The 26,185-nt window shown below is 40.8% G+C and carries 21 protein-coding genes, 1 tRNA gene and 2 pseudogenes; 6 read left to right on the forward strand and 18 right to left on the reverse strand.

The window, feature by feature from the left end; translation table 11 throughout:
• Window positions 1-259: 259 nt before the first annotated feature.
• Genes ACTNCH_RS03510 through ACTNCH_RS03525 form a run of 4 tightly spaced genes read right to left on the reverse strand, consistent with a single transcriptional unit; the run spans window position 260 to window position 4,395 of the window.
• Window positions 260-1,819 carry a hypothetical protein gene (locus ACTNCH_RS03510; RefSeq protein ID WP_441014730.1) on the reverse strand — a complete coding sequence of 520 codons (1,560 nt, stop codon included), beginning with the start codon at window positions 1,817-1,819 and terminating at the stop codon, window positions 260-262.
• Window positions 1,820-1,843: 24 nt separating this feature from the next.
• Window positions 1,844-3,160: a hypothetical protein gene (locus ACTNCH_RS03515; RefSeq protein ID WP_441014729.1), complete on the reverse strand. Its 1,317-nt coding sequence runs from the start codon at window positions 3,158-3,160 to the stop codon at window positions 1,844-1,846.
• 11 nt (window positions 3,161-3,171) lie between these two features.
• The gene (locus tag ACTNCH_RS03520) at window positions 3,172-3,978 is read right to left on the reverse strand and encodes a hypothetical protein (protein ID WP_441014728.1); all 807 of its coding nucleotides are present in this window, start codon (window positions 3,976-3,978) and stop codon (window positions 3,172-3,174) included.
• Between the two features lie 9 nt (window positions 3,979-3,987).
• Complete coding sequence (locus tag ACTNCH_RS03525) at window positions 3,988-4,395, reverse strand: hypothetical protein (protein ID WP_441016150.1); 408 nt, start codon at window positions 4,393-4,395, stop codon at window positions 3,988-3,990.
• On the opposite strand from ACTNCH_RS03525, the pseudogene ACTNCH_RS03530 reads away from it, so the two are divergent.
• A pseudogene (locus tag ACTNCH_RS03530) lies at window positions 4,349-4,618 on the forward strand (transposase); the annotation flags it as partial. The gene ACTNCH_RS03525 and the pseudogene ACTNCH_RS03530 overlap by 47 nt on opposite strands.
• Window positions 4,619-4,781: 163 nt before the next feature.
• Here ACTNCH_RS03530 and ACTNCH_RS03535 read toward each other — a convergent pair.
• The 7 genes from ACTNCH_RS03535 to ACTNCH_RS03565 form a co-directional block, all read right to left on the reverse strand.
• On the reverse strand, window positions 4,782-4,985 hold the full coding sequence (locus tag ACTNCH_RS03535; RefSeq protein ID WP_441014727.1) for a hypothetical protein: 204 nt from the start codon (window positions 4,983-4,985) through the stop codon (window positions 4,782-4,784).
• Between the two features lie 518 nt (window positions 4,986-5,503).
• Window positions 5,504-6,328: an amidohydrolase family protein gene (locus tag ACTNCH_RS03540; RefSeq protein WP_441014726.1), complete on the reverse strand. Its 825-nt coding sequence runs from the start codon at window positions 6,326-6,328 to the stop codon at window positions 5,504-5,506.
• 12 nt (window positions 6,329-6,340) lie between these two features.
• The gene (locus tag ACTNCH_RS03545) at window positions 6,341-7,294 is read right to left on the reverse strand and encodes an ABC transporter permease (RefSeq protein ID WP_441014725.1); all 954 of its coding nucleotides are present in this window, start codon (window positions 7,292-7,294) and stop codon (window positions 6,341-6,343) included.
• Window positions 7,295-7,307: 13 nt separating this feature from the next.
• Entirely contained in the window at window positions 7,308-8,786 is a 1,479-nt protein-coding gene (locus ACTNCH_RS03550) for a sugar ABC transporter ATP-binding protein (protein WP_441016113.1), read from the reverse strand.
• 113 nt (window positions 8,787-8,899) lie between these two features.
• The gene (locus tag ACTNCH_RS03555) at window positions 8,900-9,913 is read right to left on the reverse strand and encodes an ABC transporter substrate-binding protein (RefSeq protein WP_441014724.1); all 1,014 of its coding nucleotides are present in this window, start codon (window positions 9,911-9,913) and stop codon (window positions 8,900-8,902) included.
• A gap of 69 nt (window positions 9,914-9,982) precedes the next feature.
• Entirely contained in the window at window positions 9,983-11,011 is a 1,029-nt protein-coding gene (locus tag ACTNCH_RS03560) for a LacI family DNA-binding transcriptional regulator (protein WP_441014723.1), read from the reverse strand.
• A gap of 87 nt (window positions 11,012-11,098) precedes the next feature.
• Window positions 11,099-11,431 carry a hypothetical protein gene (locus ACTNCH_RS03565; RefSeq protein ID WP_441014722.1) on the reverse strand — a complete coding sequence of 111 codons (333 nt, stop codon included), beginning with the start codon at window positions 11,429-11,431 and terminating at the stop codon, window positions 11,099-11,101.
• Between the two features lie 257 nt (window positions 11,432-11,688).
• Here ACTNCH_RS03565 and xylB point away from each other — a divergent pair, with 257 nt between their 5' ends.
• The 5 genes and pseudogenes from xylB to ACTNCH_RS03590 all read left to right on the forward strand — a co-directional run bounded on the left by xylB (window position 11,689) and on the right by ACTNCH_RS03590 (window position 17,987).
• Window positions 11,689-13,191 (forward strand): xylulokinase, encoded by a 1,503-nt coding sequence (gene xylB, locus ACTNCH_RS03570; protein WP_441014721.1) that lies wholly within the window; start codon window positions 11,689-11,691, stop codon window positions 13,189-13,191.
• A gap of 29 nt (window positions 13,192-13,220) precedes the next feature.
• Window positions 13,221-14,852: an FAD-dependent oxidoreductase gene (locus ACTNCH_RS03575; protein ID WP_441014720.1), complete on the forward strand. Its 1,632-nt coding sequence runs from the start codon at window positions 13,221-13,223 to the stop codon at window positions 14,850-14,852.
• Window positions 14,853-14,865: 13 nt separating this feature from the next.
• Window positions 14,866-16,581, forward strand: coding sequence for a C-GCAxxG-C-C family (seleno)protein (locus ACTNCH_RS03580; RefSeq protein ID WP_441014719.1), 1,716 nt, complete (start codon window positions 14,866-14,868; stop codon window positions 16,579-16,581).
• A gap of 326 nt (window positions 16,582-16,907) precedes the next feature.
• Window positions 16,908-17,150, forward strand: a pseudogene (locus ACTNCH_RS03585) (IS1182 family transposase); the annotation flags it as partial.
• 345 nt (window positions 17,151-17,495) lie between these two features.
• Complete coding sequence (locus ACTNCH_RS03590; RefSeq protein ID WP_441016110.1) at window positions 17,496-17,987, forward strand: ExeA family protein; 492 nt, start codon at window positions 17,496-17,498, stop codon at window positions 17,985-17,987.
• 323 nt (window positions 17,988-18,310) lie between these two features.
• On the opposite strand, the gene ACTNCH_RS03595 is transcribed toward ACTNCH_RS03590, so the two are convergent.
• The 7 genes from ACTNCH_RS03595 to ACTNCH_RS03625 all read right to left on the reverse strand — a co-directional run bounded on the left by ACTNCH_RS03595 (window position 18,311) and on the right by ACTNCH_RS03625 (window position 26,081).
• On the reverse strand, window positions 18,311-19,570 hold the full coding sequence (locus ACTNCH_RS03595; RefSeq protein ID WP_441014718.1) for a tyrosine-type recombinase/integrase: 1,260 nt from the start codon (window positions 19,568-19,570) through the stop codon (window positions 18,311-18,313).
• Between the two features lie 47 nt (window positions 19,571-19,617).
• Window positions 19,618-19,791, reverse strand: coding sequence for a helix-turn-helix domain-containing protein (locus ACTNCH_RS03600; protein WP_441014717.1), 174 nt, complete (start codon window positions 19,789-19,791; stop codon window positions 19,618-19,620).
• Window positions 19,792-19,796: 5 nt separating this feature from the next.
• The gene (locus tag ACTNCH_RS03605; protein ID WP_441014716.1) at window positions 19,797-21,848 is read right to left on the reverse strand and encodes a hypothetical protein; all 2,052 of its coding nucleotides are present in this window, start codon (window positions 21,846-21,848) and stop codon (window positions 19,797-19,799) included.
• Between the two features lie 91 nt (window positions 21,849-21,939).
• On the reverse strand, window positions 21,940-23,319 hold the full coding sequence (locus tag ACTNCH_RS03610) for a hypothetical protein (RefSeq protein ID WP_441014715.1): 1,380 nt from the start codon (window positions 23,317-23,319) through the stop codon (window positions 21,940-21,942).
• Between the two features lie 317 nt (window positions 23,320-23,636).
• On the reverse strand, window positions 23,637-24,155 hold the full coding sequence (locus ACTNCH_RS03615; protein ID WP_441014714.1) for a hypothetical protein: 519 nt from the start codon (window positions 24,153-24,155) through the stop codon (window positions 23,637-23,639).
• A gap of 588 nt (window positions 24,156-24,743) precedes the next feature.
• A tRNA-Gln gene (locus ACTNCH_RS03620) sits at window positions 24,744-24,815 on the reverse strand.
• Window positions 24,816-24,902: 87 nt separating this feature from the next.
• Window positions 24,903-26,081: a cation diffusion facilitator family transporter gene (locus ACTNCH_RS03625; protein ID WP_441016107.1), complete on the reverse strand. Its 1,179-nt coding sequence runs from the start codon at window positions 26,079-26,081 to the stop codon at window positions 24,903-24,905.
• Window positions 26,082-26,185 lie beyond the last annotated feature (104 nt).

Below are 26,185 nucleotides of genomic sequence, written 5' to 3' on the forward strand. Positions count from 1 at the left end.
CACTCAACGCCGCAACCACACCACAGATGATTGCAAAAATCACTTTTTCCATTCCGTTCCTCCACCAATTTGTGCCTGTTACCGTACCTGTGTCTTAAAAACACTGCTTATACTACATTTACTTCCATGACCGTTTCCTCCTTTTGGACAAAATAATAGACAGCAGAGCCTTTGCCCTGCTGCCTGGTATCATGGATATAATATATGATTGAATATTTCTTTTTTTACTCTTAAATCAAATTTTATTTCTTAATATTCTCTATACATTTCCCAAAATATCTTTATGTTTATAATTAAAATCCATTGTCGTATTTATAGTTTCATTAAAACCCTGAAGCTCAGTCTCAATCTTCTCATATATTCTATTTTCAAGGAATTCTTTTTTTACACGTAACATAAACAAAGGATCTAAAAATAAATGCGATACAGTAACAATGATTCCTCCAATATCCAACATTTTGGGATTCTCTGTAAGTATTGCAGCTATGATATTACTCGTTGTTGCTATTATATTTGATATTAACAAAATTTTTCGTGTTCTTACCTCAAATAGTTCTCTTGACCCATCTTTCTGCGAATCATAATATAATCCGTGAAGTAATCCAATAATCATATCAACGAGCAAAGAAACTGTTCCAGAACTTCCTACAATCTTTAAATCTCTACTCAAACACAACATGTCATACTGACTTTTATATAATTTTCCTGCTATATCTGGGGCAAAAGTCTCAATGATTGGTACCGGAAGACCGAATTTAGTATACGTATCTGATTTTAAATGAATACACTCTGACGCAAGAGCCGCCGGCAAATTTAGCACTCCAGTTTTGCATACATCCAAACTATTCGCAAACAATTCCATCAATGTTACCCTTTGGGGCGTAATCCTCATTGGATTACGAACAACTTTATATGTAGCAAATGTATCAAATGTAATTGTATCTGTTAGAATATTAGCAGTACCAAAAATCCATCCTAAAATAGGGTCATGCCCTAGGGAATGTATTCTGTGATATCCCCCTTCCATATTGAATCCAATATCAGGAGAACCAGAAGTAATATCATATGGTGGAGTTCTATACAAAATATTTATCCATTCCCCTGACTCGTTACCCCTCTCAAATTGCTTTCTTTTAAATACCTCTTTTTCCTGCTTTTCTTTTGCCTTAATCGATTTATCATTATGATTGAGACGTTCAGACTTATCAAACCCTTGACCATATCCTGCCTTTTCTGATAACACAGAGAACAAAACTGACTTTACTACCTGCAATGCTGTAGCAACCGCTAGAAACAAAAGATCTGTTTTATGAAAAATACTGGTTTTTTTTGCAAAATCGTCATTAATCTCATTTTGCAGTTTTTCATAGTCACTTTGACTCAAAGCACCCAAAAATGGATCTTTATCTAGGTCTATTGAATTTTTAACCGCATAGCGTAAAGTGTTTTTCTTATAATTCTCCCAGCTATTTCCGGTGATAATGGCTTCTGTTCTTTTTATTTTTATCTGTATCTCGTTATCCACACTATTTCTGTCATCATCAGCAATATATGTCTTATTCTCTGTTTCTTTCAGAATTTGATTCAATTCTTCCAGAGCTAATATGCCACACGCATCCTTTATCTCTTGCTCCAATTCAAACAAATCCTGACATTTATCAAGATTACTTTGGTTCAATTCTTCCAAATCAGTAAGATGCTCTTCCATTTGGCTGCATTGTTCTTGTGCGCTGTCCATTTGGTGTCGTTGCACTTTCATAGCATCCCCCATTTCAAATAGGGTCATTTCACTAATCTTTGCTATTTTTTTCTTTTTCATAGTTATCTTCCTTGGATTTCACATTTACATCGGCAAACCATCTAACATATTCTGGTTTTTTTCCTCCTTGCTTTTCGCAACTGCAGCTCCCCGAATAATTTTTAGAATCATTTGCTGTAATTTATCAATCTTTTCTTTACTTTCCTGACCTTTCTTTAATTCTGTCTCAAGACGATCCGCCAAAAAGTTCATATCTCCGATTAGAATATTTATTGTTTTCTGAGTATTAAGAATAATTTCATGTAAGATAAGCTCTCTATTCTTATTAATGGCCTCTTGATCCATACTACTTGACCTCAGGAAGCCGCAATATGATTCAATACCATAAACAGAACCTGAGCAAAATAAATACATGGATGGTACATATCCTTTCGTATATTGTATTTCTTTCAAAAGGTCATCCCATTCTTTTCTTAACACTTTTAAATTCGCATCTTTATACATCATTTTTTCATTAAGCAATACTGCTTTTACCATCACTTCCATTTGTTCAGGGCAAAGTTTTAGATTCTCCATTAAACTTCCGATAAAACCATCCTCATACCAATTTTCTTTTCTTCCTTGAATCTTATGTATATAAAGTGCATCCTGCATAAGACTATAACGAAAAGCATTCCACACTCCTGTTTCAGTAGAAATTAACTGTCTGGCACTTTTCAAAAGAATTCCCGTCTTTTCACGATTTTCCAAGGCATTCATATATATCTGAAGCATATGTCGCATATTCGTATCTTCTAACCCCATGCGAATAGAAAAACTACCTATCGCATTATATTCTTTCGAATCAATAAGCTTATCATCTATGTAAGCATAATTGCACAAAATTTTTAAATATAATACTTTCAATTCATCTTTTAAATCACACAGAGTAATCCTTTGCTTGCTAATAGAGAACTGAATTGTTCCCCTTTGCTGCCTCTCTAAAGTTGCCAGTTCCAATATTTTTACGAACAGATCTACAAACATTTCCACACAGATTCCATCGATGCAAGCGTCTAAAAGAATCGTTTTCCCATTTTTCATTTTAACTGAAATCTGATCTGCCGAAAAATGCCCGCCTTTTTTAGCGGACAAACTTTCAATATCTTCAAACCGAATCTGTTTACCACCCCCCTGCATAAAATTATCATAGTAAATTGCATCTCCCGTTAACGAAAAACTACCTGTTTTCGCATAAGAGAAAACCAACAAATAGTCAGAAATAGCATTTCCAAACATCTCTCCATATTTCTTTTTCCAAATTTCCAGTGATTTTTCCGTGATGTCTGAGCCAATTTCAATATTCCGTGATGTTATCTTAAATCTCACAGCATATTCTTGAATCAACTGCTCTACATTCATACATTTTTCTCCTACAAATCATCAAAATTTATTTCTTCTTGTGTAAATACATTTTCTTCATTATTATTTCCATATAATCTTTCTGCATATTTAGTTGCACCATACAAGTATTCTTCCATGCTGTCTACGTAAGTAAGCTTCTGTAAAAGAGCCGGAACATCTTCACTAGTCCTTTCACATGCTTTATTAACCATTCTTTCCACAAGGGTTCTATCAGGAGTTACATGGGTGAAGCGCAGTTGGTTACAATATACCTCACTTAGCATCTTGGTAATCGTAGTACCACTTGGATTATTCACAATATACAACAGGAAATCGCGAAACCAGCCATTATACTGTATTAAATATTGTTCCTTCATTTGTTTTGCAAAGTTCTGTGTAATTTCCTCAAAACTTGTTGTATACTCCTTATTCTTATAATTCCCCAGTTTCTTTTCCCACTCTTTTGGGGGCATATATCCGAGATGAGTACACGTGCTTTGTAATACATTTTTTAAAATAATGTCATTTTCATGCGTTTCTCGCAATTTTTCTGTAATCCGCTTCTGCTCTTCAATTTGTAATTTCTCTATATTTCGTTCATGAGCGAAATTTGCAATTGATTTTCCAATATATCCAACTATAGTACCGCAAATCATCATCATTATTGCACCTGGAAAAGAACCAATAAAAAAGGCTAATATACTCAAAATTAAAATGATAATTACCGATTTCCGACCTAACAACTCTACATATACTTCCATGAATCCAATAAACTTTTCACCTAACCAACTCAATAGTCCAATTACAAGTATTCCAATAACAATCCACCAGATCATATATTCCTCCTAAGGTTTCTCAATTTCAAATATTAAATGTTCATTACCTATTTTCTCTAATGTCTCAGTTGTAAATTTAATAGATGGTATTTTTCGTGCTGCTTCTTTCTTTACTACTTTCCCATATTCATCCTTAAAAAATACTTCTACTTGAAACCAAAGTACATCATCTGATTCCCGTTCTCTCTTTACACTACATTCCCCTCCATAAAAATGCATTCCTTTTTCTTCCGCAGCTATAATAATCCGGTTCGTGTATTCCCCAACAATTTTTAAATACGTTTCCAGACTGTACTTTCCTTTTTTAGACTCCCAAAAAAATTTTAAAGACTCTATAAATTCTTTCCATGCGGAATCACATACTTCTCGGAAGGACAACTGGGATGCTGTTTCTCCAATTTTTAAGTTTTCAACCACTGTCCGGAAGGTCATTTATACAACAAATGCGATAGAATCGCTGAATTCCACATACCGGAAACTGAATCGCCAGAGAAGCGTATTTCCGAGTGATACAGCACTACTGAAAGCCCTGTATCTGGCAACCTTTGAAGCAACCAAAAAGTGGACTTCCACAATCCGAAACTGGGGAGCGGTCTATGGAGAACTAAGTATTATGTACGAAGGACGCCTTCCAGAATAGGCAATATTCCATCGCAAAACAGGCGGCAGAACCGCCTGCTCTTGACATGCGTTTTAGTAACTGTTATATATAAACAAAGGGCGAAAAGCTGATTTTTCAAGCCTTTCGCCCATCATTATCATAGAAGAATCTAATTTACAGACTTTTCTTCATAGTCTCGCGCTTACAATTCAAAAAAGATATTTTCAAATCCTATCGTTGTTCCTTTCAACACTTTCAAATCTTTATTTTTATTTGCCAAAAAATCATATGGCTTAATTGAACTTTGTTCCTTTGGCACAAGTTGCAACATTTCTCCATCATAAGTAAAAATATAACTTTTTTCTTCCAAATCTATATAACCACTTTGCATTTTACTTTTTGGCATTATAATTACTCCTCCCAACTACTACAATATAAATTCAATTTGCTATACACTACCAATATCAAAAAATATACCTCCATCTTTCATAAAATTCCATATACAGTAATACTTTATTTCCACGCACACAAAAAGTGGCCAGAGGCATCTGATACAAACACAATGCCCCGGCCGCTACTTTCTTCAAATCGTTGTATTGACTTTCGTCCCGTTTCTAAAAGTAAAGACCACCTTGCCATCTGAATAAACCGTAGCCTCGTTCCCATTAGCACAACCGGCGCAAACCCGCATAAATACTGGACTTTTCAAAAAATCTAAAGACAATTAAACAGCTCTATAATCACACTAAGACGCTTTTTTTCGTTAACGTCATATTTCCCGCCGGCGCTCGGCGATCTGATGGATATGGACTGGACAGAACTGCTTTGATTTAGAAATGCGAATAAGATAAATGAAGAAAGGGCAGCCTAAGGCAAGGGCGATGCGAGAAGGCGGCAGGTAATCGCCGCCTTCCTGATTCTGTTTCAAATAATTTGGAGAAGTTTTGCTCCATTTTTGTAAAATATCAGTTCCAATTCATCCTGCGTAAAGGGAAGGGTTTTCAAATATTCCACTTCTTCTTTCTGACTGCACCATGGCGAGTCTGTTCCAAAGAGAATTTTTTCTGTTCCGTGTTTTTTTACTATACGGACAAGCTGTTCTACCGGTATGTTCTGCAAGCAAAAAGACAGATCCATATAGTAATCTCCTCCTGCCAGCAATTCTTCCGAACGACTTTCCATACCATTTCCGCCCAGATGAGCTAAAATCAGATTCCGAGCTGCGCCGCCCTGATAAACGTCCCAAAGCATTTTCCGTATTCTTTCTGGCGTACACAGCTCCTGTCCCGGGCAGCTGGGATCTGTCCCGCAATGAAGTGTCACTAAAAGGTCCAGCTCACTGGCATAATCAATCACTCTTTCACATTCAACAGCATTTATATAGACATCCTGATAGCAGGGATGCAGTTTAATTCCTTTCAGTCCCATTTTTTTTATTTCCCGCAGTCTGTTCTTATAATCGGGATCTTTTGGGTGAATTCCGCCAAAAGAAAGGATAGACAGACCATCCTTATCCGGTTCAGCCGTTGTTATTTCCCGTGCAAAAACATTAATACTGTGGAATTGTTCTGGTCTGGTAGCCACTGGCAGGACAACGCTGTGAGTGATGCCTGCTGAACGCATGGAAGCTTTGAGGCCGTCACAACTTCCATCTGCGTAAGCATTTAATGCACCCTCACGCGTCATACAGGCCATTGTCTTTTTTACAATTTTATCAGGATAAATATGTGTATGAAAGTCGATCAGCATACCGTATACTCCTCAGCGTTTTTTCTGTTTTCCCATCTGATCAATCAGCACTGCAATTACTATGAGAGCTCCCACCGCAATATCCAGCACAAATGAATTAATACCTATCAGCTGACCGCCATTTCGAATCATGGCGATAATAAGCGTTCCCAAAATAGTTCCGAGCACGGAGCCGGAGGCACCGCTCAAAGATGCTCCGCCCACGACAGCGGCTGCTACGGCATCCATCTCCATGCCCTGGCCGGCGGTAGGTGTTCCGCTTCCCAGACGGGTTGTCATCAAAAGACCGGCTACTGAAGCGCAAAAGGCAGAGAAGGCATAAATGCCACAGGTATTGACGCCTATACGAATACCTGATAATCTGGCTGTTTCTATATTGGATCCAATCGCATAGATATTTCTGCCAAAAGTAGTATAGCGGGACATTATTATGCTGACAATTACAATTAACAGCCAGACGTAAACCATGGCCGGAATACCCAGCCAGCGGGTAACTGCAAAATCACTGAATGCAGCAGGAACAGAAATCTTATTGGCGTTGGACATCAGCATGACAACACCCCTTACGATAGACATGCTTCCCAGTGTGGCGATAAATGCCGGTACATTTCCCGCATAGATCAGCAGGCCGCATAAAGCTCCTAATGCAGTTCCTGCAAGGATTGAAATAATAATTGCCAGAGGCATCGGCATATTTTGCTGCAGCAGCATGGCAGCCAGCATCCCGCTAAAAGCCAGAACTGAACCTACTGAAAGGTCAATACCTGCCGAAATAATGACGAAGGTCATACCTACGGCAAGAATGCCGGTAATGGATGTCTGTCTCAACAGGTTTGTAATATTATGAAATGAAATAAATTTTGGTTCCACGATACAGAGAATAATTGAAAATACCAGCCAGATTAAAATCAGATTAAATTCCGGAAGCCTCCGAAAACAACTTAAAAGTCCATTTTTATTTTTCATCTTTTTCCTCATCTTATTTTTGTACATGAATACCGGAAGCCAGTTTCAAAAGCCCCCTGTCGTCATAGTCGCTTCTATCCACAATTCCCGTCTGTTTTCCTTCATGAATTACCACAATACGATCTGCTAGTCCCATAATTTCGGGTAAATAGGAAGAAATCATGATAATTGCGTTATTAGCGGCCAGCAACTCTTCCAGCAGGTGATAAATCTCTGTTTTTGCTCCTACATCAATACCGACGGTAGGTTCATCAAAAATAAAGATACTACTTTCCCTGCACAGCCACTTTGCAATCACAACTTTTTGCTGGTTTCCGCCGCTCAGATTCACCACTTTCTGATAAATGCCGGGAGTTACAATATGCAGGCGCTCCGTATAACTGTTCGCTTTTCGGGCTTCCTGTTTTGTATTAATAAAACCCAGTCTGGAAATTTTATCATAAGAAGCCAGATTGATATTCTGCGTGATGGAAGTCGCAAGTGCCAGTCCCTGATTTTTTCGATCCTCCGGCAGGAGCCCAATACCCGCCGCGATGGCCTGCCGTGGATTTGAAATCTTTTTCTTTTCACTATTTATCCATATTTCTCCGGAATCAACGGGGTCAGCTCCGAAAACGGCCCGCACTATTTCGGTTCGCCCGGAGCCTACAAGACCAAATAGCCCCAGGATTTCTCCTTTGTGCAGAGTAAAATTAATATTTTCAAATACACCTTTTCTTGTCAGATTGCGTACGTCCAATACGGGCTCCGCTGCTTTCTGATGACGGATAGAATACATATCGGAAATAGTTCTTCCTACCATTTTGGAGATAAGCAGTTCCTCGGTCACATTTTCTACCGGGACGGTGTCAATACTCTGTCCATCTTTTAAAATGGTAATTCTGTCGCAGATTTCAAAAATTTCCTCCATGCGATGAGAAATGTAAATTATAGAAGTTCCTCGTTTTTTTAAATCTCTGATGATCTGAAATAGTTTTTCCACCTCTTCATTAGCCAGTAAGGCTGTTGGCTCGTCCAGAACCATCAAACGGCTGTTTTCAAAATATTTTTTTGCAATTATCACCATTTCCTGCTGGGCAACGGAAAGATCCTTAACAATGGTCCTAGCGTCTATCTGGATATGTAATTCGTCCAGAGCCTTTTGCGTCTCCTGATTCATTCGTTTCCAGTCTACAAAGCCCAGTCTGTTCATTGGAAGCCGTCCCAGAAAGAAGTTTTCGCCTACAGAAAGATGTGGTGCAATGGTAACGTCCTGGTATACGGCAGCCAATCCAAACCGCTGCGCATCCAGAGGACTGTTAATCTCCACCTCTTTCCCATCAATGAAAATTCTTCCGCTGGTCTTCTGATAAACACCCATAAGGATTTTGATCAGCGTAGATTTTCCGGCTCCATTTTCTCCTACCAGAGCATGGATCTCTCCTTTGTTAATTGTCAGCTGCACATTCCATAAGGCTCGAACTCCCGGGAATTCCTTACAGATATTTTCCATTTTTATAAATTCTGTATTATTAGTACTCAAAGCCTTCCTCCTATGGCTATCTGGCTCGTTAGCATCAATACGCCATCCGGCCGTTCCGGATGGCGTATCAGTATCAGAGTGAATTATGACTCTACATCTTCCGGCCAGGTTACATTTACGCCTGTGTCAATAAAGGATTCCATCGTTTCCCCTTTGGCAGCTTTAACTGCATATTCTACTCCCATGTAACCCATATTGTAACTATCCTGAATAATCAGAGCTTTGATTACATTTTTTTTCAGGGCGGTTATCTCCTCCTCATCATCGTCAAAGGCAATAATAGTAATTTGATTTTCCATAGCTGCCTGTTCTACGGCTCTGGAAACACCATCTCCCATGTGATTGTTGTCTGCATAGATGCCGATTAATTCATCTCCATGAGCTGTGATTAAGTTTTCTGTAGTCTGCATAGCTGTATCAATTTCATTATCACAGTAAATAGGCTCTAAGATTTCAATATCAGGTGCGAGTTCTTTCAGTTTTTCTGTGAATCCGCTGTCACGTTCCAGAACTGTCTGTACACCGGCAACTGCTGAAACCAGAGCTATTTTACCTTTCAGCTCTTTGCCGTTATCCTGTAAAGACTTTACCATGGCTTCTGCGGCCAGCGATCCGCCAATTTTATTATCCGTGGCAAGATGGCAGGCAATGGTTTCGGAAGGTAGCTGCGTATCGATTGTAACTACTGGAATGCCAGCCGCAGATGCCTCGGCTAAAGCTGCATTGGCTCCGGAATCCGCATTTGAAGCCAGCACAATAGCATCAGGGCTGCTCAGAATTACATTTTCCAAAAGAGAAATCGACTCTTCAATATCAGCTTCAGAAGCCGGCCCCTGGACGGTTACCGTTATGCCTTCATTTTCGCTGGCATAGGCTTCCGCACCCTCGCGTACCTTCTGCCAGAAAGCCGAGTCTGTGGATTTGATTAAAACTGCAATATCCATTGTTTCGTTGTCGTTCTCAGCGGCAGCTTCTTCCTGAGCAGGAGCTGATTCCTCTGTGGGGGACGTTGTTTCTTCTGTTCCGGAATCAGAGCTGCAGGCTGTCATTGAAAATACCATGAGAGCTGCCAGTAATGCAACAATAATCTTCTTCATTTCAAAACCTCCGTTTCATAATGATTTGGGCTGCAATGCCTTATCAACTATTGGACTGGAGTGTTTATTTTATTCTGCGTGTAAATACTTGACGGAATCCGTCATATAAAGGCTTGTCTTCAGTTCTTTACATATTGCAGGATAGGCGTCCAGACCCTCCTGCATTCTTCGAACCAGCAGATCTGTAGCAGTTTTTGCGATTGCTTCTATGGGCTGGCAGATACTTGAAAATTCGGGCTGCATGCTGCGAATAAAACCAAAATAAGGCAAAGCGGACAGACGGTCAAAGGTCAGAATTGACACATCTTCTGGTATGCGTAAATGATATTCAAGTATAGCGGCAAAGCCTCCCATAGCCATATTAGCGTTAGAACAGAAAATCAGAGTAGGGGGTTCTTCCAAATTCATAAGCCTCATAAACTGTCTTTTTGAATCATCTGCATCGAGTTCAGAAAATACCACATATTCCGGTCTTACTTCAATATTGTGCTGCTTTAATGCATCTACATACCCCTGGTATCTGGGGGCGTCCGAATAAATTGTTCCACTCACACGTACAATCGCTATTCGGCTGTGCCCTCTGCGTATAGCCAAAGACAGCGCATCAAAGGTTGCCTGATAATTATCCACAACTACTACATCGCATTCTACACCTTCCACCAGACGGTCTAACAAAACCACTGGTATGCCACGCGTTATACACTCCTGAATGTGTTCTCCGGTTTTGGCGCTTGAAACAACAATAAGACCATCCGCTCTCTGGTTGCTGAGCACCTCAACCTGTTCTTTTTCTAATTCTATATCATTTCCATAATTATTAATCAGTGTTTGATATCCCTTTTTCCGCAGTTCCTGTTCCAGAAGCTTTACGATGGGTGGGAAAAACGGATCTGTTATATCCGGTATTACTACACCAACCACATGGGTTTTATTTGTTTTTAATCCACGGGCTATCGGGTTTATCCGATAGCCTAATTCCTGAATAGCTTTTTCGATACGTATCCGGTTTTCAACAGTTACATTTTTTCCGTTTAAATATCTGGAAATGGTAGATTTAGAGACACCTGATCTTTTTTCTACATCTAAAATTGTGACCATAATATATTTTACTCCTTTTACCGTGACATAACCTATTCTTCTTAATGTTATTATACAAATTATGAGTCACAATTTCAATCGATGCTTTCACAAGGTGCCGGCTGGTACTTCTCTGAGTTCTACAATTGCACCGTGATAATTGATAAATGCCATGCGGCTGACATTATCATTTGGGCTGATAAATTGAAGTAAAACTTCGGATTCGTGCAAAATCTCGTCAAAGTTATCTACAGCGAATGCAATATGTGTATTTGTCCGCAGTTCTTTTGGCACTATATTGTTTTCCGGCGGTATATAGAGAAATTCAAAATGTAAAGGATGCAAATTACAATCTGTTACATATACGCCGAGAAGTTCTACAAAATCTGCATCTGCCGGTTTTTCTTTCACGGGTATGCAATAATGCTCAAAACGATTCATTCTTTCACCTCCTCTCGATATTATTATGAGAACGTTCTTATGCAAAAACTATACTTTGTTATTGCCTGTTTGTAAATAGATTTTTGAACTATTTCTGATATTTGTAGAATATTAATAAATTTCAGCATGTCTTTTTGTGTATTTCATTCAATTGAAATGCAATGGAAATTCGTATATAATAAGAACGTTCTTATCTAAGGCGCAAAATAAAGAAAAACAATAAATGAAGATTACTATTTAAGAAAAGGAGTAAAAGTATGAAGTACTTACTGGCTCATGATCTGGGAACATCAGGCAACAAAGCAAACCTTTTTAGTACGGATGGCGTTTTGGTGAAAAGCGTTGTCAAACAGTACCCCTGTCATTATTTCAATGATACCTGGGCAGAGCAGGATCCGGAAAACTGGTTCCAGGCAGTCTGTGAAGGAACCCGGGAACTAATTGCAGACATCAATCCTTCCGACATTGCCGGTGTTTCGTTCAGCGGTCAGATGATGGGGATTACGCTGCTGGACAAAACTGGAAAACTTCTGCGCCCTGCAATTATCTGGGCAGATCAGAGGGCAGTAGAAGAACAAAGGTATATCAGCAGACAGATTACGGACGAAACTTACTATGCTATTACAGGAAACAGAAATACGTGCACTAATAGTCTTCATAAGCTCTTGTGGTGCAAAAATAATGAATCTGTCTATTCACAGATAAACGTCGTTCTAAATAGCAAAGATTACATTGCATACCGGCTGACCGGGTCGATTGCAACTGACTATTCTGATGCAGGCGGAACAGGTGCTTTTGATTTAAGAACCTTTGAATGGTCGGAGGACATTCTTCGAGAAGTCGGTATTGACCCCTGCCTGTTTCCGCCTGTTTATCCATCCACGCACATGATTGGAACGATAACGGCAGAGGCCGCTCGGCTTACCGGTTTGCTTGAAGGCACTCCTGTTTTTTGCGGCTGCGGTGACGGAGTGGCAGCCTCTGTAGGTTCGGGTATTTCTCAAGTGGGTGAAGGGTATTGTTGTCTCGGCTCTTCTGCCTGGATATCTTATCTGGACGACAAGCCTTATTTTGATCCCGGGCAGCGAACTTTTAATTTGGCCGGAATTGAGAAAGGCAAGGTTTTTCCTGTTGGAACCATGCAGGCTGCTGGCCTGTCTTATGACTGGATGAAAACAGAGCTGTGTGCATACGAAACAAGTGTGGCTGAGAAAGAACATCTTTCTGCTTATTCTCTTATAAACAAACAAATCGTTTCCTCCCCGGCAGGCGCGAATGGACTTGTTTATCTGCCATATCTTCTGGGAGAACGTGCCCCCTGGTGGAACGATAAGGCCAGAGGAGCTTTTCTTGGGCTGACAAAAGAACATACTCATGCCGATATGCTTCGTTCTGTTATGGAGGGGGTGACGCTGAATCTGGCGTTGATTTTAAATATTTTCAGAGAAAATTATCCTCTTTCTTCTCTTCGTGTAATTGGAGGCGGAGCAAAGGAACCCATCTGGCGTCAAATTATGGCCGATATTTTTAACGCCCGTATTCAAAAACTCAATCTGGTGGAAGAAGGCTGTTCTCTGGGGGCTGCTGTTGTAGCGGGTATTGGAGCTGGGATATTAAATGATTCCAGGGATATTCAACATTTCCTGGCTATAGAGGAGACCAGTGAACCAAATCCCCAAAACACGGTACTGTATCAGAATACCTTAAAGATTTTTACTCAGTATTACCGGGCGCTACAGCCGGTTTTTGATCAAATATAATGACTTTAGAGCATAGAAAGGAGATAGATATGAAAACGATTATTATAGGCGGCGTTGCAGGCGGCGCTTCTGCTGCGGCCCGTCTGAGAAGACTTTGCGAGGCGGAAGAGATTATTCTTTTAGAGAGGGGGAAATATATTTCCTATGCTAATTGCGGCCTGCCTTATCATTTGAGCGGTGTTATTGAAAAACGCTCATCTCTTACGCTACAAACTCCGGAATCCTTTTCCTCCCGTTTCCATATAGATGTGCGTACAGGGCATGAAGCTCTCTCTCTGGACAGCAGTTCAAAAACTCTGCGCATACAGGATCTTGCTACCGGGAATATCTATACGGAACACTATGATTCACTTATTCTGGCTCCCGGTGCATCTCCTGTTGTTCCTGATTTTGTAGAAAAACCGGAAGATCCTCGATTTTTCACATTAAATGATATTCCTGATATGGACAGGATTAATGATTATGTAAATTCGCATAATGTGAAACAGGCTATAGTTATCGGCGGAGGGTTTATTGGCGTAGAAACTGCAGAAAATTTCAAAAAACTGGGATTTGAAGTGCATATTATAGAACTGTCCCCTCAGATTATTCCAGCTGCAGACTGGGATATGGCCCGCCTGGCAGCCCTGGAAATGTTGAAAAACGGTGTACATCTTCATTTGAATGAAACAGTGAAAGCTGTCCGGAGTTATAACGAAACCATGCAGGTAGAAACCGATGTCAGCGCTTATTCAGCAGATATAGTGGTTTGTGCTGTTGGTGTACGTCCTGCTACTGCCTTTTTAAAAGATTCCGGACTGGTTTTTACTTCCAGAGGAGCCATTTGTGTGAATGAGAGAATGCAAACAGGCATATCGGATGTTTATGCAGTAGGTGATGCTGTTGCAGTCAAAAACTATCTTCTGAAAACAGAGGATTATGTTCCTCTGGCTGGTCCTGCCAATAAACAGGGACGTATTGCTGCCGACAATATTGCAGGTATTCCTTCCACTTACAAGGGGACACAGGGAAGTTCTATTGTCAAAATTTTTGGGAAAACTCTGGCTATGACCGGACTCAACGAACGCAGAGGAAAAAATTATGAGAAAGTTTATGTCTCTGTAAAGTCACATGCTTCCTATTATCCTGGCGCCAGTGATATGTGGCTAAAGCTTATTTTTGCAAAACATACAGGACTGCTTTTGGGCGCTCAGGGATTTGGCGTGGACGGTGTGGATAAGCGTATTGATGTTTTGGCGACTGCCATTCGAGCTAATATGACGGTATCCCAGATCTCAGAACTGGAACTGTGTTATGCACCTCCATACGGGGCTGCAAAGGATCCTGTTAACATAGCGGCTTTTGCCGCGCAGAACATAGTGATGGATTTAGTAAAGGTTACTCACGGCAGCCATATTAGTTCCCTTGAACATGAAAAAGAGATATTAGTGGATGTTCGTACGGATAAGGAATATCATGCTGGTCATATTGAAGGCTGCATTCATATTCCACTTCAGGATTTGAGAGATAGATTGGAATGTCTGCCCAAAGACAAAACGCTGATTGTCTATTGTGCCAGCGGTATGAGAAGTTACATGGCATGCCGTATTCTGCAACAGAAGGGCTTTTGCTGTTCAAGCTTGTCTGGAGGCTATAATCTTTATCACTTACTGTATGAATAAGGAGCGTGCTGATATGAAAAATCATATGAAAAAAGAAATTGTAATCTATGGTGCGGGAAAAATAGGAAGAGGTTATGCGGCGGATATTTTCTCCAGTGACGGTTATCATCTGACATTAATCTGCCATGATGAAACTGCAGCTCAGGAACTGAAAGTTAAGGGCCGATACGCCATCTACACTTATCAGAATTCTTCGGCAGAGAGTGTGAAAATTATTGATTCTTTTGATGTCATGGCGGCTTCGGATCCCAAACTACCCGAAACTCTTCAGAGAATTGGTCTTGTTGCCCTCACGCTTTTTCCTGAAGATTACCCATCTGCAGCCGCCGTCATAGCAGCTTCCCTTCAAAAAAAGTACGCAGAGCAGGATGACTCTCCCCTGAATTTCATTCTTTTTACTAATGGCCTAGATCCGCAGAAGCGGTTAAAGGAACTGGTCTACAGAGCGCTCCCTGAAAAGTGTAAAATTTTTGCGGAAAACGTCCTGGGGCTTGTCAATACTATTGTCCCCCGTACTGTCATTAAGCCTTCAGATGAATTTTTAAAAAACGAGCCCTGGTCTCTTTTCTCGGATGGGGCCCGGACTCTTCCGATTGAGGATTCGTTTAAAGGAGAAGCACCACAATGCACAGCTTTCGAATACCATTCGTCTCTGGATGCCTTAGTGGCCAGAAAGTTTTACATGAAAAACATGGCTCATGCGGCTGCCGCGTATTATGGCAGTGCGAAAGGCTGTAAAACTATAACTCAAGCTATGAATGATCCTGAAATTTTGCAGCTGATTCAGGGCGCTCTGGACGAGGTCGGAGCGGCGCTTGTTTTGGAATATAATTTCTCCGAAACTGAGGTCAGGGACTATGCGGATTCTGTTATAAATAAGCATCGAAATCAGGCATTGGAGGATACCTGTGAACGTGTCGGTGCAAACCCTGTCCGCAAGCTTGCTTACACAGAACGGTTGATTGGTGCGGCTTTGCTGGCAAGGAAACACGGGATTTATCCTTACTATCTTTTAAAAGCGGCTGCATATGCTTTCTTTTATTCTTCCGATGCGGATGTTGCTTCTATGGAAATGAGAGCCTGTATTATGGAAAAAGGCATTGACTATGCTATACGCAAATATACAGGTCTTGATGAAAGCGATGTTATCTATACCATAAAACAGCATTATAAAAAAGCAGATGGGAAATTTGTTCCTGAGAATGCCAAACGCGTAACATTTCTTCAAAAGGCGTATGCGATTGGTTTTCAGGCTGAAAAACAATATCGTGGCTGTGCCCAGGGAACCCTTGCCGCTTTGTCACAGCTTACCGGAATTGAAAATAAAGATCTGTTTCGTGCGGCCACCGGCTTTTCTGGAGGAATGGCTCTCTGTGGAGATGGAGTATGCGGAGGATACTCCGGAGGTGTGCTTTTTATGAGCTATCTGAAAGGACGCGATTTTGATCGTATTCCCGTCGATGGTGACAAGAAGAATCAATATCTGGCATATGAATGCGCTCAGCTTCTTCATGATCATTATATTAGCTGTTATGGAAGTGATATTTGTATGAAGGTGCATGAAGGAATGTTTCAAGGTGAGTACTTTATCCTTCGTACAAAAGCCAGACGGGACGAATTCGAAAAGGCGGGCGCTCATACGGTTGTCTGTACTACGGTTGTTGCCCTGGCCACTGCCTGGGTGGCAGAAATTTTATTGGATAAAAATCTGTATGTATTGCCGGAATAATGCGAAAAGCCTGAGGAGAGGGATTTTGCCTGTCGATTGAAAAGATAGGAGCCGGCCGCCCTCTCCCCGGGAACTATCGGGTAAAAGAGTGCAGCCTGGACTTGGGAAAAGATTTAATTCGGAAAATGACTCTGAGACAGGGTTAAGAAAAACCCCATCTTTGACAGTTATGTAATGCCAAAGGGGTTGTCGGGAAATAGATAACTCTAAATAGGAGCAGGCATGACTTATATGAGTCACGCCTGCTCCTAAAATTTATTTCCTAAAAAAGAAAAAGATGGCTAACAACAACCATCCTTCTCTCCGTTCCATGTTATAATGGAACTATTGATGGGACCAAAATCGAAGCAAACGCCAACCGATACACCTTTGTCTGGCGGGGGAGTCTCAACTATCATCTTGCGGGTCTGCTGGACACCATCGATACCCTTTATGTAAAATACAATACCTTCCTGCTTGAGAATGGGTATGGCTCCAAATATGATCTGGGAGATATCCATATGTTTGTGATCGAAGGAATAGACAAAGTCTGGAAGGTTATCAAAGAAAACAGGAAACGGAAACTGACAATTACAGCACAGTCCTTGGAGGTGGAGAGAATGTACACTGATTTTTATGGATTAGGTTTTAATCCTTTTGATAAACAGATGGTAAAAGAAAAAGATGCATTTGAGTCGGAAGATTTCCGTGAAATGACAGCGCGGTTAGAGTACTTGAAAGAAATCCGGGGAATTGGAGTTTTTACAGCTAGTCCGGGGATGGGAAAAACATTTGCCCTGAGATGTTTTGCAAAAGGACTGAATCCCAACCTATACCAATGTGCATATCTCTGCCTGTCAACAGTAAGTGTGTAGGAATTCTACAGGCAGTTATGCGAGGCTTTGGGATTAGAATCAGGGTTTGGAAAAAGCCAGATGTTCCGGTCGATTCAGGAGAGACTGTATTATCTGTATAAAGAAAAAAGGCAACCATTTATCTGCATTCTGGATGAAGCGCAGTATTTAAACAGTAACATCATAAGAGACTTAAAAATGTTAATGAACCAGAAATATGATTCTGTAAACTGCTTTTCATTGATTCTTTGTGGTGAGCCTTATCTGAATCACATTTTAGAGAAGCAGGTAAATGAAGCACTGCGACAGAGAATTGTAGTACATTATAATTTTCATGGACTGACAGATCAGGAAGTACCAGATTATATCAGAAAGAAGATTCGAGCAGCCGGAGGGAGTCCAGACATCATAGATACCGTAGCAATCAGTTCTGTACATAGCTACAGCCAGGGAAATCCCCGTCTGATAGACAATGTGATGACAGATGCAATGACGATCGGGAGTCAAATGGAGAAAAAAGTAATTGATGCAGATGTAATGCTTGCAGCAATCAACAACCAGACATTGAGCTGATAAAGTGCAGGAAAAGAGGCATGATTGTGTCGTTGAGATACGATTGTGCTTTTTTTCTGCAAAAGTTGGCGATTATAAAGTGCCGTGAGACTATGAGAAAATCTCTGTAAATTAGATTCTTCTATGATAATAAAGGGTGAGAAGCTCCCTGCGGAAAAACCAGATTCAAAAGAAATTTTAGACCGAATCCTCCCATCAATGGAAAAACTGAGCTATTCTCAGCTTTCTTTGGTAGAGAAATTCATTACAGATATTCTTCCCTTTACAAAATAATCTCAGACTTTATAGAATTTAACAAAAAAAATAGCAGTGGCTGTTATCCGCTATTCGTTGATAACAGCCACCTTTTCTGTAGTCATTGTATCCGGAAGCCTGACAACCTGTTTTGTACCACCTCTGGTCACCAGTTTCTTTCGGATTGCAATATAGTATTTTCGGGTTGTACTTTCCAAATCGCCAATATATGCGGCAATCTCTTCTACTCTGGCACCTTTTTCATACATCTGCGTTGCAAACGTTTTACGGAAAATATGTAAGCCTCCTTTAATTTCTTCAAGACCTGCATTTTTTAAGACTACCTTCATCCTATGTTCCAGATTCGATGCAGTGTTCATTTTCCCTGTATTTGTAGGTGTTATTAAATCATTTGGCCCTCGGCATTTACTTGCAGAATAAAGTCTTTTTAATACCTGCTCTGCTTCTGGAGTAAGCTGAATAGTCCTGGCTTTCTGGTTTTTCGTAGAATCTTCGTGCATAACATAGTTATTACCATCTCCATCTGATTTCTCCCGATTTTTAACCATGGATGCTCCTTTTTCTATTGTAAGCAGGCCATTTTCCCAGTCAACATCTCTCCAACGCAATGCTATCATTTCTCCGCAGCGCATCCCGGTATATAACAGCAACAGCAAATAATCTCCCGCTGAATATACCCTTTTGCCCTCTCTATCTACTTTTGAAGCCTCTTTGACAACTGCATTTACTTCATTTTCCTGCAGCACCATTACATCTGCTTCATCCGCATGTTTAACTGACAATTTCTTTAATTTCTTCATCAGCTTAGGCTTAACTGCTTCTACTGGATTTTTCTCTAGATCTCCCTGTAAAACAGCCCATGCAAAAGCAGCATTTAATACATCCAGTGTTTTCGTAATGGAGGATTCCGAGAGTTTACCCTCCAAAATAAGAAACTGAATGTGTCTGTCAATCTCCGAAGACGTAACCGCTTGTAACTGCATCTTTCCAATCTCATATTTCTCAATCTGATTTACAATCGTACACTCCCGCCTGTCAACAGACTTTCTTTTTAATTCCTCATTCTCCACCTGATAATCGAGATGTCGGTAGCATAATTCAGCCAGCGTATTTTTATCCTGAATATGCATAGCCTCCTTCTGCTTCTCCCAGATTTTTTCTTTCTTTCGCATCTCCCGAATACAGGCTGCTTTTGTATCTGCCGTTACGGTAAGGATTTTCCGCCGGCCATTGGATTTGTAGCCCACAGATTTCCTGTGGGTTATCGTTCCATCCGGATTTAAAGTAAAACTTCCCTCGCCTTTGGCGTTTCTTTTCTTCTGTATCATTTGTCACCTCTTCCGAACCCCCGGGGAAATCCCCCGGGGATTGTCTCTTATAACATGAATTCTTTGCCCTCGTAGCGGCTCAACCAGTGAGTAAGGGCCTCCTGAGTTACATAATACCTCCCTCCGATTTTGAGGGAAGGAAAACCATCTGCGTGCATTAGGGCGTATGCGGTATCCCGGCCTATCTTTAAGTAATTTTGCAAATCCTTTGTGGTTAACATAATATTCACCTCGTTTCATCTGAAATATATTGGATAGTATCCAGTGACATTCTGAAAAATCTCACCTTTCTCCCTGTTCCAATGTCGATTCTGGCATAATAAGTTCGTTTTTGACTACCGTTGGCAATTGGGAGAATATATCCCTCTAAAAGCAAAAACTTTGTTAACTGCTCCAAATCCGGCAGTTTACACCCTCTGGTAGCTCTTAATTCAGCATCTACCTTTCGATAAACCTTCTCCGGCAAAAGATAGAGGTAGCCGTCAACAAAACCGTCAGCATCGAACGGTAAAAGCCTCTTTTTGTCGTCTACAATTTTGATCTTCTCCGTGCTGAGCAATGTGCATAACATGCTCATAAACTGACGAGCCGGTTCTTCCTCAGATGACAGAACCTCGCTTCTCTTGACAACAGATTCCACTCCTTGTCGTGCTTTATCTTTCCACGTTCCTTCATACAATGGGTGACCACAGCAGCTATAAAAAAAACTGTCCAGCATTTCAATTAAGAGGCTCATCGTTGCAAGAGTATCTACCAGGCGGCCCGCTTTGACTGTCCTCCTAGCTTTTTTTCTCTCATCCTCGAAGTTCATTCGGATAATCGAAACCTGGCTTTTCCACGTGTTGGAAAGATAGCAAACGAAGTACCAAATTAAGGTTGTAAATATCTTGTCGTTTTCCTGAAACCAGGAAAGTGTTTCAATATCTACCATCTCTTTACAGATCTCACAGTATAAGCATCTTAAATTCGACGATAACCCGGTCCCCCGTATTTCGCCTGTAATGGCGATCATACCCTTCAGTCCTGCTCCCCGACAATCCGCCAGGTTTGCGTTTGACCGGCTCTTTGTACTTCCGTCACCTACAATCCGTATGAGCATCTCCAACTTATCTGTCATTGCTCTTTTTTGTCCAATCGTTTTGGGAGGTGCGTAATCGTCAATCAAAGTGACCGTGTCGCATCCGGCCTGGGTAAGCGCCACCTCAAGAGAAGTTGCGGTGTCAGAATCAATCCGACGCGGGGTCTTTCTGAATTGCTCCTCGCAGAGCTGTGTATAAAGAATCTTCGAAATAGATGTTTTGAAACTGCCTGTCCGCCCATGTACAAAGAGTAAAAAATGAGGGGGATATCCGGCTTCGTCAAAAACACGGTAAGCCACACCCAAAAAAGCGTACAGAATCAATGTGTGTGAAACTGCTGTATCAGAATAAATCTTTAAAAGCTTCTTAAAGACCTCGCCGACAAATCTTTTGTCCATTTCTTTCTGGAGAGGCAAATTCAACGGTGTCAAAACATTCACGCCATCTAATTCTGCACTTCGGTGAAGATAAAGGTGCCTTCCTTTTACCAGATTCCAGCCAGCATTCCTGTAAAAATATTGTTCTGAAATGCCAAACGTCTTTCGTCGAAAGTCATTTTCCAGCCATACCTTTGCCTTTGCTTTCTCAATAATGGCATAAGTAAACCGTTGACCTATGAGTGTCGCAATATTCGAAACCTCTGAACAACGAATTTCAAAATTCTCTTTGAGCTCCTGATTGTTGACACAGAATGTAATCTGCGCTACAATCGTATCGAACTCTGATTCACGGTTTCCATAACGGTCTACATGAACCTTTTTAAACAGTGGTACCAAAGAAAAATTAAGATTTTCAGCCCCCTTTTCCTCTTCCTCTTTTTTTACCTTTTCACCCGCCTTTGCACGAATAATAGCCTCTTCGAGAGTGAGCTGTCTATTTCCTGCTGATACTCCTGTGAACCTCTCCATGACCCCCACTGACATACTGGGTGGAAAAATAATCATTTTTGCGAGTTCTTCGTCGGCTACACGTACCTGCTCCATAGAACCATCTTCGCGGACCCGATTCGCGAGAAAAAATATCGCCTGCTTTGGTGCTGGTTTGCTTCTGGAATTTTCTGTTTGTTTTTCCAGTTTTTCCATGGTGTTCTCCTCTTTTTCCTCTGGATAAAAGTGCAGGGGATTATGGGGTATCGGCTTACCGTCCGGCCCATTCCCAAAGGAGATAGGGCAGCGAGGCATCTCTTTTTCATCTGACATTTTGCTTTCCTCCTTAAAAGTTATCCTCTTTATATTTATATTAAACTCCAGATCGGATAAAAAAATAGGGCTGCGTTTTCGCAGCCCCATCTCACCGATATTGCCTTAACATTTCCAATTTATACTTTATTATAATCCTATGAATAATTGCATACCTTTTACTATAACTTAACTTTGCCTGCTGTTTTTTTGATATCTCTATCCTTTGGGGAACATCAATTTCCTTAAGCATTTCTTTTTGTAAATCTTGAATAAACTCCGAAGTTATTTTTCTTTTTGATTGCTCTTTAACAAATTTTTCCTTATACGGCTTTACCTTTTTATTTTTGCTGTCTGCCAAGCAGGCTAAAACTTCACCTTCATTAGTAATTGCAATTTGGGCCAGTTCCGTCAATTCATATTCATCAAGATGGTCATCGCTAATCATATAAGTCTCATCCGGACTAAAGTAACCATTCCACCATTTCTCTATATCTTCTCTCCAATTTACTATTATATCTTTTGTATCTTTTAGTAAAAAACTATCACATGAACTTAACCAAGAGCACCACATTAGCCTACACAAATCAAGAAAATATTCTTCAATTTTACATACAATATTTTCAAGAAAATTATATACATCTTGTATACTATTTTCTTCAAACTTTTTATTATACAAATAAAATAATAAAAAGTCTGACACCATTGTACCCAGCTTAATGCATGGAATTTTACAAAGATAATGAAATATCCCTTCTAACTCATCTATCTTTTCCTTATATTCCATTTCTCTTAAATATAGATATATTTTGTTCGTTAATTTATACCCTGTTGATATTTCATAAAATAGTATATTTTCGATCTCAGTTTCTTTTAATTTTCTGAATATTCTTTTACTCTTAATAAAACCATACCTTGAAATATCCGTACTATCTTTGTCGACAGCAAAAATTTCCGCATTGTTATCACTCCCCAACATTTCATTTTGGTAATCTCTGCACCACGAACTGCATTTCCACACTTTGTACTCATTTGTTTCGCCTTTCCCCATATCATACTTGATTTCAAAAGGGAAGTTTTCCAATATTTTAGAAGAGTATCTATTTTTAGCTCCTTCTTCTTTTGATGAAGACTCACCTTTATTGTTACCTTTCTCTTCTTCTCTTATTTCATCAATCTCTGTAACTACATTTGATGCTGCACCTTTCAGCTCTTTGTTCTTACTGGTTTTATATCCCAAATACATAAATATAGCGAAAACAACATCCATTCTATAGTTTTCTGCTTCCACTATACAATTTTCTAAAATGCCCTTATCATCAAATACATCAAAAGAAAAGTTTCTTTCACTTTTCTTTCCCCATATAGCCTCTTCTATAAGTTTTATATTGTCCTCTATACTCTTAGCCTCTAAATCTACACTATATTTTTTGTAAAGATACCGCTTAGTCTTTTCATAATATCTCTTTCCATTACCAAATATCTCTTGCATATCCTTTTGTACCTCCATCCACCGAACCCACCAGAACCATCTATTTTTCACACCTATATTTATCCATCCTATCTGTCTTTATTTCGATGGGTTGGATGGTTCGTGTGGTTTATCCGTATAATCAAAATCCATAGATAAAATTTTAATTGCATCTATGATTACCATGATCTTTATTTGTGGCAGCGCTATGGTCGAGCGCTGCCACGACCGTGGCTCATGCTAATCACAGCTGCAATTAAATTTTTATCTATGTCTTTTCTAGTTTACCATTTTCTGTGGAGAATATCGAGGTATTATTTCCATAACCTAACCTAAAATCAATTCTCCTCCCGCATTTGTTCTTCCAGCTCCTCAATCCACCATTCAGAATCCAGATATCCGCTATCCCACCACTGAAGCTTTGCCGTATCATCCTGTCTGGATATAACATCATCTAATCTACTGTGATAAAAATAGCATTTGTTTTTCGGAACCACCCAGAACATAACATCTCCCAGAATTTCTTCCACGCAATACTTTTCTTCCTGTTTCGTCAGTTCTGGATAATTCCATTGCCTTGAAATTCTTTTGTAATAGTCATCCAGTTTTTGTGCATCATAAGAAAACACGTATTTTCCTGTCCAGTGCTTTTTATCCAGTCTGCCCTTCAACCGAAACCATTCCGAACGCCGGAACTGTAATTCCGGCCGTAAAAGAACTAACTGAAAACTATCCCAGAAATATTCCTTTCCCTTCACCTTCTTAATCGGAAAATAAATTATCTTAAATGGATTCGCTGCAAGTATCGCAAATGCAATCGCCAGATTGCGTAACGCCTGCCTGTTCCCGTCAATCATATAAAAGTCTTCGCCTGGATATGGGTCACAAGCCCACATATATTTTTCTGCCGGGAATACGAGTATTTCATATAACCGCTTCTTTCCGTATACCGAATACTGATTTATTTTTACCTTCTGTTTCATCATTTGCCTCCCACAAACCACACACATCCATACTCCGACCATCCAAACCACCTAACCCACCCTTTTTCTGAACCATATAATCACCATAATATCTGTTTTATTTTTGGTGGGTTGGATGGTTTCTATGGTGCAGCTCCACCACATAGGGTTTATCTACATCATACTTCTCTGCCTGGACAGCTTCTGTCCAGGCTGCATTTCTTTTACTTTTTAGAAAAAAATATTTGAAAATCCGTGAAAGCCCCGCATTTACAGGCCATACCGCCATTTCAAATTGACCTATGAATTGACCTATCCGTTCTCAAATTCCCGTATTTCGCCGTAAAAAGCAGAAAACGGGCCATTCTCCCGTTTCCCCAATCTGACGGTATCCAATTCCCCAAGAAACCAGAAAAAGCCCGGAAATCCGCCATTTCCGGGCACAAAAAAACCTCTGAAGATTTCTCTTCAGAGGCTTTGAAGCAGGGCTACAAGGATTCGAACCTTGAAATGACGGAGTCAGAGTCCGTTGCCTTACCGTTTGGCGATAGCCCTATGTCTTAGCGACGAATGTTATAATACCATAGTATTTTACAGATTGCAAGTGTTTTTTTCATTTTTTTCGATTTTTTTCTTTCTCTTTTATTCCTCCGCCATAAACGCATTGTCAAAGGTAATCACACACTGAAACCGGCTGTCCAGGGCATGTACTTTTTCCTGAATGGCTTTGCGCAGCTTCGGGCGTTCCTTTTCCCCATAAGAAAAGGGAACAACCACGTCAAAGATCAGATTTATCTGCTTCTCTCCGTCCACAATCCGGAAATCATGCAGGGTAAGCTGGGGATCCAGCTCCTGAAGCACCTTCAGTACCTCCTGTTTCAGTGCTCCTACTCTCGCGTCCTCCGTTTCTACCGGATCCATATGAATCACCAGAAAGATTCCCAGCTTCTTCACCGCGTCCCGCTCGATCCGGTCAATGATCTCATGGGACGTCTCGATATCCACATCACTCGGCACCTCCGCGTGAATAGACGCAAGACTTTTGGTTGGCCCGTAGTTATGGACGATCAGGTCATGGCTGCCCAGAATGCCGTCATAGCTTTCCACGAAATCCGAAATCTCCCGGTACACCTTGGGATCCACCGACTGTCCAATCAGCGGCTCCAGCGTATCCTTCGCAATCCCGATACCAGCCCACATAACCAGCAGAGAAACCACCAGTCCCACATAGCCGTCGATATTGATATTTGTAAAATAGAAAAACAGAATGGAACCCATGGTGGCCAGCGTGGTCACCACGTCCCCCAGGGCGTCCGTGGCTGTCGCCTGCATAACCGTGGAATTCACCCGTTTTCCCAGCGTTTTGTTAAACAGACTGAGCCACAGCTTCACCGCTACCGAGGCCAGCAGAATCAGCATGGAAACCCGGTTGAAGCTCAGTTCCTCCGGCGTCCGGATTTTCGTAATGGCGTTTTTAAAGAAGGTAAAGCCCACCTCAATCACTAGGAAGGATACAATCAGGGCCGCAATATACTCCATCCGGCCATGACCGAAGGGGTGCTCCTGATCCGCAGGCTTCTCTGCCATTTTCACGCCCACAAAACCGATCACCGAGGATGCGGCGTCCGACAGGTTGTTGAAGGCGTCTGCCATAACAGATACGCTATGAAGCACCAGGCCCACCGCCAGCTTTCCCGCAAAAAGAAGCAGGTTACAGAAGATTCCCACTATGCTGGCCAGAACCCCGTAAGCGGTCCGCACCTTCGCGTCCTCCGTATTCTTATAATCCTTCACAAATGTCTTTACCAGTAATTCTGTCACTGCTGCTTCCTCCTTATCCGCCGGGCGGGTGTTGTTGATCACTAACTCTCCCTATACAGAAACAGCACCAGAACGCAGCCTTCGCCGCATCCTGATGCCGTTGA

It is taken from the genome of Candidatus Merdisoma sp. HCP28S3_D10 (assembly GCF_052065835.1).
Lineage (GTDB): Bacteria > Bacillota > Clostridia > Lachnospirales > Lachnospiraceae > Laedolimicola.